This is a genomic window from Luteibacter sp. NPDC031894 (assembly GCF_050273135.1).
Taxonomy (GTDB): Bacteria; Pseudomonadota; Gammaproteobacteria; order Xanthomonadales; family Rhodanobacteraceae; genus Luteibacter.
Map to the genome: position 1 here is coordinate 146356 of NZ_JBNNMV010000006.1, position 11852 is coordinate 158207.

Annotated in this window: 14 protein-coding genes; 8 read left to right on the forward strand and 6 right to left on the reverse strand. The window is 66.8% G+C overall.

Annotated features, from left to right (window positions below):
* Window positions 1-5: 5 nt before the first annotated feature.
* Window positions 6-1457 carry an aldehyde dehydrogenase gene (locus ACQKIE_RS15735; protein WP_427460785.1) on the forward strand — a complete coding sequence of 484 codons (1452 nt, stop codon included), beginning with the start codon at window positions 6-8 and terminating at the stop codon, window positions 1455-1457.
* Window positions 1447-1866: a RidA family protein gene (locus ACQKIE_RS15740; protein ID WP_427460787.1), complete on the forward strand. Its 420-nt coding sequence runs from the start codon at window positions 1447-1449 to the stop codon at window positions 1864-1866. The genes ACQKIE_RS15735 and ACQKIE_RS15740 overlap by 11 nt, the downstream gene beginning before the upstream one ends.
* Before the next feature lie 28 nt (window positions 1867-1894).
* Here the strand turns inward: ACQKIE_RS15740 and hutG are convergent, their stop codons facing one another.
* Both hutG and gorA read right to left on the reverse strand, forming a co-directional pair.
* Window positions 1895-2686: an N-formylglutamate deformylase gene (gene hutG, locus ACQKIE_RS15745; protein WP_427460789.1), complete on the reverse strand. Its 792-nt coding sequence runs from the start codon at window positions 2684-2686 to the stop codon at window positions 1895-1897.
* A gap of 16 nt (window positions 2687-2702) precedes the next feature.
* Entirely contained in the window at window positions 2703-4064 is a 1362-nt protein-coding gene (gorA, locus tag ACQKIE_RS15750) for a glutathione-disulfide reductase (protein ID WP_427460791.1), read from the reverse strand.
* Between the two features lie 137 nt (window positions 4065-4201).
* On the opposite strand from gorA, the gene ACQKIE_RS15755 reads away from it, so the two are divergent.
* Together ACQKIE_RS15755 and ACQKIE_RS15760 are read left to right on the forward strand one after the other, a co-directional pair.
* Window positions 4202-4774 (forward strand): C40 family peptidase, encoded by a 573-nt coding sequence (locus tag ACQKIE_RS15755; protein ID WP_427460793.1) that lies wholly within the window; start codon window positions 4202-4204, stop codon window positions 4772-4774.
* A gap of 27 nt (window positions 4775-4801) precedes the next feature.
* Complete coding sequence (locus ACQKIE_RS15760) at window positions 4802-5254, forward strand: organic hydroperoxide resistance protein (protein WP_427460795.1); 453 nt, start codon at window positions 4802-4804, stop codon at window positions 5252-5254.
* Between the two features lie 69 nt (window positions 5255-5323).
* Here ACQKIE_RS15760 and ACQKIE_RS15765 read toward each other — a convergent pair whose 3' ends face one another.
* Entirely contained in the window at window positions 5324-5812 is a 489-nt protein-coding gene (locus tag ACQKIE_RS15765; protein WP_427460797.1) for an FKBP-type peptidyl-prolyl cis-trans isomerase, read from the reverse strand.
* A gap of 31 nt (window positions 5813-5843) precedes the next feature.
* Window positions 5844-7100 (reverse strand): MFS transporter, encoded by a 1257-nt coding sequence (locus tag ACQKIE_RS15770; RefSeq protein WP_427460799.1) that lies wholly within the window; start codon window positions 7098-7100, stop codon window positions 5844-5846.
* Window positions 7101-7222: 122 nt separating this feature from the next.
* Here ACQKIE_RS15770 and ACQKIE_RS15775 point away from each other — a divergent pair, with 122 nt between their 5' ends.
* The 4 genes from ACQKIE_RS15775 (at window position 7223) to ACQKIE_RS15790 (ending at window position 10458) form a co-directional block, all read left to right on the forward strand.
* Window positions 7223-7519, forward strand: a complete 297-nt coding sequence (locus tag ACQKIE_RS15775) for an EF-hand domain-containing protein (protein ID WP_427460801.1) — start codon at window positions 7223-7225, stop codon at window positions 7517-7519.
* 55 nt (window positions 7520-7574) lie between these two features.
* Entirely contained in the window at window positions 7575-8249 is a 675-nt protein-coding gene (locus ACQKIE_RS15780; protein ID WP_427460803.1) for an SAM-dependent methyltransferase, read from the forward strand.
* 294 nt (window positions 8250-8543) lie between these two features.
* Window positions 8544-9920, forward strand: coding sequence for a DEAD/DEAH box helicase (locus tag ACQKIE_RS15785; protein WP_427460805.1), 1377 nt, complete (start codon window positions 8544-8546; stop codon window positions 9918-9920).
* A 100-nt stretch (window positions 9921-10020) separates the two neighbouring features.
* The gene (locus ACQKIE_RS15790; protein WP_427460807.1) at window positions 10021-10458 is read left to right on the forward strand and encodes a hypothetical protein; all 438 of its coding nucleotides are present in this window, start codon (window positions 10021-10023) and stop codon (window positions 10456-10458) included.
* On the opposite strand, the gene rimJ is transcribed toward ACQKIE_RS15790, so the two are convergent.
* Window positions 10442-10996 carry a ribosomal protein S5-alanine N-acetyltransferase gene (gene rimJ, locus ACQKIE_RS15795; RefSeq protein WP_427460809.1) on the reverse strand — a complete coding sequence of 185 codons (555 nt, stop codon included), beginning with the start codon at window positions 10994-10996 and terminating at the stop codon, window positions 10442-10444. The two genes, ACQKIE_RS15790 and rimJ, sit on opposite strands and share 17 nt — an antisense overlap.
* Window positions 10993-11841 (reverse strand): S-formylglutathione hydrolase, encoded by an 849-nt coding sequence (gene fghA, locus ACQKIE_RS15800; RefSeq protein WP_427460811.1) that lies wholly within the window; start codon window positions 11839-11841, stop codon window positions 10993-10995. The genes rimJ and fghA overlap by 4 nt, the downstream gene beginning before the upstream one ends.
* Window positions 11842-11852 lie beyond the last annotated feature (11 nt).

The window sequence follows — 11852 nt, forward strand, 5'->3', positions numbered from 1 at the left end:
CGACCATGCTCGTCTTCTCCAACCTCATCGACGGCAAGCCATGCGCCCCGCTCGGCGGCGGGTACCTCGATATCGTCGATCCGGCGGTCGGAAAACCGTTCGCCCGCTGTCCCGACTCCGGCGCGGATGACGTGTCGGCCGCCGTCGACGCGGCGACCCGCGCCGCGCCCAGATGGGCACGACTCCCTGCCGAGACGCGCGCCCGCTGCCTGCAGCGCCTGGCCGACGGCATCGAGGCGCGACTGGAGGCCTTTGCCGAGGCGGAGTCGCAGGACAGCGGCAAGCCGCTCGCCCTGGCCCGTTCGCTCGACATCCCTCGCGCCGTCGCCAACCTGCGCTTCTTCGCCGCCGCGGCCGGACAGTGGAGCAGTGAGTCGCACGCCATGGCGCATGGCGCGATCAATTACACGCTACGCCTGCCTCTCGGCGTCGTGGGATGCATCAGTCCCTGGAACCTGCCGCTTTATCTCTTCACCTGGAAGATCGCGCCGGCGTTGGCGGCCGGCAATACGGTGGTCGCCAAGCCCTCGGAAGTCACGCCTTACACGGCATGGCTGCTGGGCACCCTTGTCGAGGAAGCGGGCTTCCCCGCGGGCGTGCTGAACATCGTCCATGGCACGGGTCCCGCGGTGGGCGAGGCCATCGTGACGCACGACGACGTCAAGGCCATCTCCTTCACCGGCAGCACGCGCACCGGATTGGCGATCGCCACGGCCGCCGCGCCGCGATTGAAGAAGGTGTCGCTCGAGCTCGGCGGGAAGAATCCGGCCATCGTCTTCGACGATTTCGATTTCAGCGACGCGGCCATGGCGACCATCGTGCGCTCCGGCTTCGCCAACCAGGGCGAGATCTGTCTCTGCGGTTCGCGGCTGCTCGTGCAACGTACCATCTACGAGCGCTTCCGCGAGGCGTACCTGCAGCGCGTGCGCGCATTGCGCGTAGGCGATCCGCGTGACGCAGGGAGCGACCTGGGCGCCCTGGTATCGCAGCCCCACTTCGAGAAAGTCAGTGGCTGCATCGCGCGTGCCCGCGCCGAGGGCGGCACGGTCCTCACCGGTGGCGGACGGGTCGCCGTCGGCGGCCGCTGCGCCGATGGCTGGTTCATCGAGCCGACCGTCATCGAGGGGCTGGCGCCGGATACCGCGACTAACCAGGAAGAAATCTTCGGCCCCGTCGTCACGCTCATTCCGTTCGACAACGAGGACGAGGCGCTCGCCATCGCGAACGGGACACCCTACGGCCTCGCCGCGTCCGTCTGGACCCGCGACGTATCGCGTGCGCACCGCTTCGCGGCGAAACTCGACTTCGGCATCGTCTGGGTCAACTGCTGGATGCTGCGCGACCTGCGCACGCCGTTCGGCGGCACGAAGCAATCGGGCGTGGGCCGCGAAGGCGGGTTCGAAGCCATGCGTTTCTTCACCGAAGCCAGGAACATCTGCATCGACCATGGTCAATGACATCATCCGCGCCGACCGCGCACCCGCCCCTGTCGGCGCCTATCCGCATGCCCGGCGTGTCGGGCAGCTGCTGTTCCTTTCCGGGATCGGGCCGCGCGAGCCTGCGACGAACGCGATTCCGGGGAACGTCATGGACGCCGACGGCAACCTGCTCTCCTACGATATCGAGGCGCAATGCGGGCAGGTGTTCGCGAATGTCCGCGCGGTGCTGGAGGCCAGCGGCGCACGATTCGAAGACCTCGTCGACGTCACGGTCTACCTGACCGACATGGCGCATGATTTCGCGACCTTCAATCGCCTGTACGCGGAAGCATTTGCCGGGGTCGATGCGTGCAGGACGACCGTGGAGGTCAACGCGTTACCGACGCCGATCGCGATCGAACTGAAATGCGTGGCGGCGTTCGCTTAAACAGAAACTCGGTTCGCATCATGCCTTGTTAAGCAGCGCGGGCATGCTTCAGGCATGCCTTCAGCATCTCCGCTATCAGCAGCTGCACGTTGGCGGCGTTTGCGGGCAGGTATTCGAACGAGTCCTCGTCCATGTAGTTGAGCTGCGCCAGTTCGAGCTGCACGGCCTCGATGCCCTGCTCGGGCTGGCCGTAGTTGCGCGTGATGTAGCCGCCCTTGAAGCGCCCGTTCACCGCGTGCGTGTAGTCGTCCTGCCGTTCGAGCAGCGCCGCCAGTTTCGCCTGCAAGGCGGGCGAACAACTGGCGCCATCGGCCGTCCCGAGATTGAAGTCCGGCAGGCGGCCTTCGAAGAGCATCGGCACGTGGCTGCGGATCGAGTGGCCTTCCCACAGCACGACGCGACCGAACGCTTTCCTGAGGCGGGAAAGCTCGTCCGCGAGCGCGCGGTGGTAAGGCTTCCACCAGCGCTTCACGCGATCGGCGATCTCGTTGGCGTCGGGTTCGGCACCCGGTCGGTAAATCGCTTCGCCGCTGAACAGGATCGTGGGAACCAGGCCGGTCTCACTCTGCCCCGGGTACAACGCATGGCCGTCCGCCGGCCGGTTCAGGTCGATCACGTAACGCGACGCGAACGGCCGGATGACGCTCGCCCCCATGTCCCGGGCGAAGTCGTACAGCTCAGCCACATGCCAATCTGTGTCGGGCGAGCGGCGTGCTGGGCGCTTCATGCGCGCGGCAAGCTCGTCGGGAATCGCGCTTCCGTTGTGCGGCAGGCTGATCAGGAGCGGCGCGCTGCCGCGATGCAAGGTATACGGGCTCATGCCGGCAGTGTACCGCTCATCCGGGCACGCGATCCCCCATCAGCACCATCTCTTCCGCCGCCGTGGGATGGACGGCCAGGGTGGCATCGAGGTCGGCTTTGGTCGCGCCCATCTTGATGGCCACGGCGAAGCCCTGGAGGATCTCATCGACGCCCGGGCCGAACATCTGCATGCCCACGATGCGCGAGTCGTCGCCGACGCAGATCAGCTTGAACAGCGTTTTCATGGGCCGGTGGGCCAGCGCCAATTGCATGGGGATGAAGGCTTGCTTGTAGAGGTGCACGTCGGCCCCGTACCGCTCGCGGGCCTGCTCCTCGGACATGCCGATCGTGCCCAACGGCGGGTGGGAAAAGACCACGCTGGGAATGTTCTGGTAATCCAGCTTGGCGTCCGGCTTGCCGCCGAACAGCCGGTCGGCCAGCTTGCGCCCCGCCGCGACGGCCACGGGCGTCAGTTGCATGCGCTGTGTCACGTCACCCACTGCGTACACACCGGGCACGTTGGTGTTCTGGTAGTCGTCGATCTCCACGTGACCGTGTTCGCCGGTGCGCAGGCCGATGCGGCCGATGTCGAGCGAGGCGGTGTTCGAATTCCGGCCGATCGCCCAGATCAGCGCGTCGTACGGCCCGGGCTTTTCGCCGCGGTCGCAGTCGAGCAGCAGCACGCCATCTTTCTCGTGCACCGCCTCGATCTGGCACCCGTAGCGGATGTTGATGCCGTGCTTGCGCATCTCCTCGCCCAAGCCGTAGGCCATCTCCTCGTCGAAACCGCCCATCAGCCGGCCACGCACGTACATGTCCACGTCGCAGCCCAGGGCGCGGAGCACGCCGGCCAGTTCGACCGCGATGTATCCACCACCGACGATCGCGGCGCGCCGCGGGCAGGCCCTCAGGTCGAAGAACTCATCGGACGTCATGCCGAGCTCGACCCCGGGTTTGTCCGGTCGGTTCGGCGAGGAGCCGGTAGCGATGATCACGTGCGGCGCGGTCAGTTCGCGGGTACCCGCCTTGATGCGGTCTGGCGCGAGGAAGCGGCCGTACTCGCGGACGCGGGTGATATGGCTGGTGTCGAGCGTCTGCGCGTACTTGTCACGGATTCTCTGGACGTACTCGTCGCGGCGTTCGATGAAGCGCGGCCAGTCCAGGCTGCCTGGCTTGTCGTGGAAGCCGTAGTCGACGGCGATGTATTGGGCCTCGGCCATTTGCGCCGCATACCACATGGCCTTCTTCGGTACGCATCCGACGTTGACGCAGGTCCCTCCGAGCTCCTTCGGCTCCAGCAATGCGACCTTCGCGCCATGTTTCGACGCTCGTATCGCCGCGGCAAGCCCGCCCGATCCGCCGCCGATCACGATGAGGTCGAAGGTTTCCGCGGTCATGCCTCGCTCCTGGTGTGGGGAGGCGACACCGTACCAGATGCCCCGACGGCCTGGAATTCGCGCTCTTTGGCAGCTATTCCTTGCAACCCCTTGATTTGATACCCTCGTTTCGCCCGACGCCGACAGGGAAACGCACGATGCATCCAGCCCGACACCGCCCTCGCTTCCGCACCTGCCTCGGCGCGGCGGCCGTCACGACCATCGTCGTCCTCCTGGCCGCCTGCGGCAGCGCCCCGCACAAGCCGTCGTCGTCGCAACGTCGCAACCCGGCCTCCGCCGTGCCCATCGCGAAGAACCTCACCTGGTCGATGACGCCGGCCGCCGCCCCACCCGCCGACGCCGCGAACGACGTCCTCTTCCGCGCCATCGGCCTGGTCGGCACGCCGTACCGCTGGGGCGGGAACACCCCGCAGGGCGGCTTCGACTGCAGTGGGCTGATCAATTACATCTACATGACCTCGACCGGACTTCGCCTGCCGCGCACCTCCGCCGAGATGGCCGCCCTCGACAAACCGAAGGTCCGCGAAGGGGAACTCGCCAGCGGCGACCTTGTCTTCTTCGGCCACGGCCATATCACGCACGTAGGCGTTTATGTCGGCAAGGGTCGTTTCGTGCATGCGCCCAACTCGGGCGGCACGGTACGCTTGGACGACCTGGACGGCGCCTACTGGAAAGAGAACTTCGCTTATGGGCGACGCGTTCTGAACTGACCCCTCACCTGATCCAAGGACAGTGCAATGAGCAACATTTCGAAGGTACAGAAAGTCCTCTACACCGCGCATGCCCACGTCGAAGGCGGTCGCGAAGGCCATGGGGAAACCGACGACGGCCAGATCAAGGTCGACCTGCGCCTGCCGAAGGAGATGGGCGGCAACGGTGGTGGCACCAATCCCGAGCAGTTGTTCGCGGTCGGTTATGCCGCCTGCTTCGAAGGTGCCGTGCGCTTCGTCGCCGGTCAGCGGAAGGTGAACGTCAAAGGCGCGCATGTCGACAGCAGCGTGAGCATCGGTCCGCGCGAAGGCTCCGGCTTCGCGATCCAGGCAAAGCTTGAAGTCAGCCTCCCCGAAGTCGACAACGAAACCGCCAAGGACATCGTCAAGACCGCGCACGAGCAGATCTGCCCGTACTCGCACGCGACGCGCGGCAACATCGATGTCGAGATCTCGGTGAACGGCGAATCGGTGGTCTGAGCGAAACGACCGTCAGCCAAGAAAAACGGCGCCCATGGGCGCCGTTTTTTTATCTGTGCCGTGCCCGCCTCAGTGCGCGCCGTCGCCGTTCGGGTGGGCGTGCCCGTGGGCGATTTCTTCTTCCGATGCGTCACGGACGGACTGCACGTCGACGTGGAAGGTGAGGGTCTTGCCGGCCATCGGGTGGTTGAGGTCGACGTCGACAACGCTGGAACCGACCTTCTGCACCACGACGACCCGGTTGCCGCCTTCCTTCAACGAGAGCACCGTGCTGTCGCCGGCCTTCAGGCCCTTGCCCTGCTGCGGGAAGTACTTCTTCGGCACGCGTTGGGTCATGCCCTCCTGGCGCGGGCCGTAGCCCTGCTCCGGCGCGATCTCGATGTCGAACGCGTCGCCGACCGACTTGCCCTCGAGACCGGCTTCCAGGCCGGGGATCAGCTGGCCATGGCCCAGCAGGATCCACAGCGGCTCGCCGCCTTCGATCGAGCTTTCGACCTTCTCGCCGTCCACGGTGAGGGAATAGTGGAACGAGATGACCTTGTCCTTGCCAGCCTGCATGTTGGTTTCTACCCGAGGAAAAAGGGGGATTTTAGCCGCGCCCGGCCGCGCCGTCACGCGGCTCGCGGGGGCGTCCGAAGCCCACGCCGCGGGCTTCCGGCCCGAGCCACGTGAGCAGGGCCAGCAGGAGCGCCACCGCGGCGATCCAGGTGGACATGGCAAAGGCGAAGTCGCCGCCCCGGCGCTCGGCCAGCCAGGTCTGCGCGGTGGCGGTGATGGCGGCGAGCAGATTGCCCATCTGGTAGGCGAAGCCGGGCAGCGTGCCACGCACGGCGTCCGGCGCCAGCTCGTTGAGGTGGGTGGGCACCACGCCCCAGGCCCCCTGCACCATCACCTGGATCAGGAAGGCGCCGAGGCCGAGGAGGAGCAATGACCCGCCGTAGGTCCATAGCGGGATCACGGGGATCGCCAGCAACGCCGCGATGATGATCGCCTTGCGCCGTCCGATCCGTTCCGAGAGCGAGCCGAAGGTCAGGCCTCCGGCGAGGGCGCCCAGGTTGAGCAGCGCCGTGAGCATGAAGGCCGTGCCCGAGCCCGCGGGAATCTTGAGCTGGGTCTGGACGAAGGTCGGGTACATGTCCTGCGAGCCATGGCTGAACATGTTGAACGCCGCCATGAGCAGCATGAGGTAGACGAACAGCTTCCAGTTCCCGCGCATGGAAACGAAGACACTCTCCCGAGCCTGGTGGCGCCGCCCTTCCCACACCGGCGATTCCGGCACCTTGCGGCGGATGTAGAGCACCAGCAACGCCGGCGCCGCCCCGACGATGAAGAGGCCGCGCCATCCGATCGCGTCGACCAATAACCAATTGACCAGTGCGGCGAGGAAGAAGCCACAGGGATAACCGCTTTGCAGTAGCCCTGACACGAAACCACGTGACTTCGCGGGGATCGATTCCATCGCCAGCGAGGCACCGATTCCCCACTCGCCGCCCATGGCGATGCCGAAGAGGAAGCGCAGGCCAAGCAACACGCCGAGGCTGGGCGAAAACGCGCAGGCGAGTTCCAGGACGGAGAACAGGACGATGTCGACCATGAGCACGGGGCGGCGACCATAGCGGTCCGCCAGCCGTCCGAAGAGCAACGCACCGATCGGGCGCGCCGCCAGCGTCAGGAACAGCCCGTACGTGACCTCCTGCTTTGGCACGTTGAATTCGTGTGCCACGGCGAGGATGACGAAGGTGAGCAGGAAGTAATCGAAGGCGTCCAGCGTCCAGCCCAGGAAGCTGGCCAGCACGGTGTGCCGCTGCGTGTGATCGAGTTCGCGCAGCGCGGCGAGAAGCGGCATGAGAATTTCCTCAACGATCGGGCGCCAGCGAGGCTAGCACAGCGCTAAGATCGAACGGACGCCTCACGGCGCCATGACAGTGTCTCGTTACACTGGCCTTCTCACGACAGACGGAGGACTCAATGAAGTACTCGCGATCGATCGTTTCATTCGCATTGCTAGCAAGCCTCGGCACCGGTCTCGCTTTCGCGCAGGCCAGTGCGCCGCAATCCAGCGGGGACAGCGGCGCTCCCGCCTTCTCTAGCCTCAACGATGGCAAGCCCCTCCGTCGCGGCGACGTGCCCAAGGACGTGGATGCACTCAAGGAGCTGCGGGCCCACTTCAACGAAGCGGACACGAACCACGACGGAAAGGTGGACGAGGGCGAATATGGCGCCTACGTCAGCAAGGCAAACGCAAGGCCGCAGCAGCAGCGGTAGCATCCAGGGCCGGGGCGACGTTTCGCCCCGGCCCTTCCGACGGACGGAGATCCGCATGATTCCCGACAGCCGCACGAGGCGACGCATTGCCGCCCGGTTCCGTCGCCGCGGCGATCGGATCTACATCCACGGCAAGCTGGCCACCGATCCCGTTTACGGCGCGACGGCGCGAGCCATCGCCGGTCGACGCCTTCCCTTGCTCGACATCGGCTGCGGGCTGGGTCTGCTTGGCCACTACCTGCACGATTGCGACGTCCTCGACGGCTACGTCGGCCTCGATCACGACGGCCGCAAGATTGCCATGGGCCGGGACGCCGCCGAGCGCGCGGGATTGGCTGACGAAATCGCCTTGCGCGAAGCGGACGCCGTCACGCCGCAGCCCGTCCGTGGCCACGTGGCGATGCTCGACGTGCTGCATTACCTCCCGCGCGAGCGTCAGGCGGAACTGCTCACGTTCGCCGTGGACCACCTGGCCGACGACGGGGTACTGATCCTGCGTAACGTCATCCGCGACGCCTCGTGGCGTTACCGGGCGACGGTGTGGGAAGAAAAGTTCATCAAGGCGGTGGGCTGGATCCCGGGCGGCGCGCAGTATTTCCCGACCGCGGACGATATCCGCGGCGTCCTGGAGCCGAGGGGGATCGGCGTCGAATTCCGGCCCCTGTTCGGGCGCACGCCTTATAACAGCTGGCTGATGACGGCTTCCCGCCGGAGTGTCTCGCCGCCATAGCGGCTCCTACACGGGCCGGCCCCAGCAGGCTCCACCCCTTGGTAGGAGCCGCCATGGCGGCGAGGCCACCCGGCAATCGCCATTGTGCGCCGCAATAAGGTATACTTGACGGGTCGTGCCTGCGCTCCGACTCCCTTGCGGACCCTCGGCGTGGAGATTTTCCCGCCCGTTCCCCCACCCCCGGAAGCGCGCGCGACACCGGCCAGCCTGCTGTCTTCGTCATGGCTCGCGGCCGCCAAATCCATAACTCGCAGCGCGGTTCCAGGGAACGCTCGAGTCACGCAGGAGTTTTCCATGTCTTTCGATTCGCTGGGCCTTGCGCCCGCGTTGCTGCGCGCGTTGTCCGAGGCCGGCTATGAGAAGCCCACGCCGATCCAGTCCGCCGCCATTCCCGAGGTCCTCGCGGGCCACGACCTGATGGCCGCCGCGCAGACCGGTACCGGCAAGACCGCCGCTTTCGCCCTACCCGTCCTCCATCGCCTCGCCCGCGAGGAACGTACAGAGGGTCGCCGTCCGATCCGCGCCCTCATCCTCACCCCCACCCGCGAACTCGCCGCCCAGGTGCAGGAAAACCTGCGCGACTACGGCAAGTACGTGCGCCTTTCCAGCACCGTCATCTTCGGTGGCGTCGGCATGGGCAACCAGTTGCAGGCGCTGCGCCGCGGCGTCGACATCGTCGTCGCTACGCCGGGCCGCCTGATCGACCACATGCAGCAGCGTTCGGTCGACCTGTCGAAGGTGGACGTGCTCGTCCTCGACGAGGCCGACCGCATGCTCGACATGGGCTTCCTGCCGGCGCTCAAGCGCATCCTCGCCGCGGTGCCGCGCCAGCGCCAGACGCTGTTGTTCTCGGCCACGTTCGCGCCGGAGATCAAGGCACTGGCCCAGCAGTTCATGCGCGAGCCGCGTGAGGTCTCGACCACGCCCGCCAACACCGTCGCCAACACGGTCACGCACGTGGTGCATCCGGTGGATGCGGCGAACAAGCGCGACCTGCTGCTGCACATCCTCGCCCAGGACAGCCGCCGCCAGACGCTGGTGTTCGGCCGTACCAAGCACGGTGCCGACAAGCTCGTTCGCCACCTGGAACAGGCCGGCATCCGTGCCGCCGCGATCCACGGCAACAAGAGCCAGAACGCGCGTACGCGCGCGCTCTCCGACTTCAAGAGCGGTCGCGTCACCGTGCTCGTCGCGACGGACATCGCGGCGCGCGGCATCGACATCGACCAGCTCCCGGTCGTGATCAACTTCGACCTGCCAATGGTCGCGGAAGATTACGTGCACCGCATCGGCCGCACCGGCCGCGCGGGTGCCGAAGGCCAAGCGATCTCGCTGGTCAGCCACGACGAGTCGGGCCTGTTGCGCGACATCGGCCGCCTGTTGAAGACCGACCTCGCGATCCGCGACATGGCCGGCTACGAGCCAAGCACGCCGCTGCGTCTCGATGCGGGCGCACCGCGTCCGAAGCAGCAGCAGCGCCAGCCGCGTTCGCAGCAGGGCGGCGGCCAGGGCCGCCCCGGCGGCAACGGTCAAGCGCGCCAGGGTGGCAACGGCGGCGTTCGTTCCCCGTCGCACCGTCCGCACGGCCATGCGGCGGCGGGCAGCGGCGAGAGCACCGGCAGCCACAAGCGCCGTCGCCAGCGTCGCGGCCCCGCCACGAACAAGGCGTAAACGCACCCTGAACGGACTAGCCGCATGGGCAATGGTCCGCCCATGCGGCAATCGGGATCATGCGGGATGGCAGGTCATCCGACCCAGGTAAGCACCCCGCATGTCCCGACTCCACCGCTTTAGCGTCGCCGTGCTGCGCACGGCCTTCGGCGCGTTCTTCACGTTTTCCGGCCTGAACCACATCTTCGGCTTCTGGCAGCCGCCGGCTCCGCATACAGCTGCCGGCCGGGCGTTCATGGCGGGACTCGAAGCCAGCGGCTTCGTCATGCCGCTCATCGGCGTGGTCTTCGTCTACGCCGGCGTGGCGCTCATGGCGGCACGGCTCGTACCCCTCGCGCTGCTCCTGTTGGCCGCACCCGTCGTGGTCATCTTCGGCTACCACTTCGTCACCGAAGGCCACACGATCGGGCCGCACCTCGCGGTGCTGGCGATCTACCTCCTGCTCGCCTGGGACGAGCGCGGCGCCTGGCGTGCGATGTTCGCGGCCGAATACCGCGCCGCGCCGCAAGATGCGACGCCGCTCAGCCCTGCGTTCTGATCTTCGCGGTGAGGACGTGGTCCTCCCATAGCCCGTCGATCTTCAAGTAGCGCTTCGCATAGCCTTCCTTCTCGAAGCCGAGGCGCGCGAGGAGAAGGCCGCTGCGTTCGTTACGCGGCATGTAGTTGGCCATCACGCGATGGAAATCCAGCGGTCCGAAGGCATAGCGCAATGCCGCATCGAGGGCCTCGCCCATGAGGCCCTTCCCTTCGTGCCGGCTCGCGATGCCGTAGCCGAGATGACACGCCTGGAAGACGCCGCGCACGACATTGGCGAAGGTGAAACTCCCCAGCACCTCGGCTCCATCCGGACTGAGCACGACGAAGGGATAACCGCGGTCGCCGCGTGCCGCTTCCAGGCCCGCCTCGATCGCCTGCCGGCAACCGTCCAGCGAATAATGCGATTCGGTGCGCAGCGGTTCCCACGGCGCGAGGTGCTCGCGATTTTCGAGGCGGTAACGCAGCAGCAGCTCCGCTTCGTCCGCATCGAGCAGGCGGATCACCGTGCGCGCGGTGCGCATGCGGATCGGTTCGCTCATGCGGCGAGTGCTTTCGCATGGTGGCGGAGATGGTCTTCCACAAAGGTCTGGATGAAGTAGTAGCTGTGGTCGTACCCCGGGTGCATGCGCAGCTCGAGCGGCTGCCCCGCTTCCTCGCAAGCCGCTTCGAAGCGCTGTGGCTGCAACTGGTTCACGAGGAAACCGTCGGCCTCGCCCTGGTCGATGAGGATCGTGCCGTCGAAGCGCGCGCCGCCGTTCACGAGGGCGGTGGCGTCGTAGCGCTCCCACGCCTTCCTGTCCTCGCCGAGGTAGCGCGTGAAGGCCTTCTGCCCCCATGGCACGACCGCCGGGGCGACGATGGGTGCGAATGCCGATACCGAACGGAAGCGGCCGGGATTGCGCAAGGCGACGGTCAGGGCGCCGTGGCCGCCCATCGAGTGACCGAAGATCCCTTGCCGCCCCATGTCGAGGGGGAAACGTCCTGCGACCAGGCGTGGCAGCTCGTCCACCACGTAGCTGTACATGCGGAACCGCGCGTCCCACGGCGCCTCCGTGGCATCGAGGTAGAAGCCGGCGCCTTCACCGAATTCCCAGTCGCCCGTTGCGCCCGGCAAGCCCGTCTCGCGCGGGCTCGTGTCGGGCATCGCGAGCGCCAGCCCCAGCTCCGAGGCCAGGCGCTGGGCACCGGCCTTGATCGTGAAGGTCTCGGCGGTACAGGTGAGCCCCGCCAGGAACCACACCAGCGGGACCGGTCCGTTTTCGGCGGCGGGGGGCATGTAGACGGCGAAGCGCATGTGGCCGCCGCAGGCCTCCGACACATGGGAATAAAAGCCCTGGACGCCGCCGAAGCAACGCTGTTCCGAAACCGTCTCGATGTCAGTCATGGCACCCGTTC

Excerpts from the sequence above, each read along its gene's own strand:
- ACQKIE_RS15735 (WP_427460785.1), top strand. The coding sequence starts at position 6 with ATGCTCGTCTTCTCCAACCTCATCGACGGCAAGCCATGCGCCCCGCTC.
- ACQKIE_RS15740 (WP_427460787.1), top strand. The coding sequence starts at position 1,447 with ATGGTCAATGACATCATCCGCGCCGACCGCGCACCCGCCCCTGTCGGC.
- hutG (WP_427460789.1), bottom strand. The coding sequence starts at position 2,686 with ATGAGCCCGTATACCTTGCATCGCGGCAGCGCGCCGCTCCTGATCAGC.
- gorA (WP_427460791.1), bottom strand. The coding sequence starts at position 4,064 with ATGACCGCGGAAACCTTCGACCTCATCGTGATCGGCGGCGGATCGGGC.
- ACQKIE_RS15755 (WP_427460793.1), top strand. The coding sequence starts at position 4,202 with ATGCATCCAGCCCGACACCGCCCTCGCTTCCGCACCTGCCTCGGCGCG.
- ACQKIE_RS15760 (WP_427460795.1), top strand. The coding sequence starts at position 4,802 with ATGAGCAACATTTCGAAGGTACAGAAAGTCCTCTACACCGCGCATGCC.
- ACQKIE_RS15765 (WP_427460797.1), bottom strand. The coding sequence starts at position 5,812 with ATGCAGGCTGGCAAGGACAAGGTCATCTCGTTCCACTATTCCCTCACC.
- ACQKIE_RS15770 (WP_427460799.1), bottom strand. The coding sequence starts at position 7,100 with ATGCCGCTTCTCGCCGCGCTGCGCGAACTCGATCACACGCAGCGGCAC.
- ACQKIE_RS15775 (WP_427460801.1), top strand. The coding sequence starts at position 7,223 with ATGAAGTACTCGCGATCGATCGTTTCATTCGCATTGCTAGCAAGCCTC.
- ACQKIE_RS15780 (WP_427460803.1), top strand. The coding sequence starts at position 7,575 with ATGATTCCCGACAGCCGCACGAGGCGACGCATTGCCGCCCGGTTCCGT.
- ACQKIE_RS15785 (WP_427460805.1), top strand. The coding sequence starts at position 8,544 with ATGTCTTTCGATTCGCTGGGCCTTGCGCCCGCGTTGCTGCGCGCGTTG.
- ACQKIE_RS15790 (WP_427460807.1), top strand. The coding sequence starts at position 10,021 with ATGTCCCGACTCCACCGCTTTAGCGTCGCCGTGCTGCGCACGGCCTTC.
- rimJ (WP_427460809.1), bottom strand. The coding sequence starts at position 10,996 with ATGAGCGAACCGATCCGCATGCGCACCGCGCGCACGGTGATCCGCCTG.
- fghA (WP_427460811.1), bottom strand. The coding sequence starts at position 11,841 with ATGACTGACATCGAGACGGTTTCGGAACAGCGTTGCTTCGGCGGCGTC.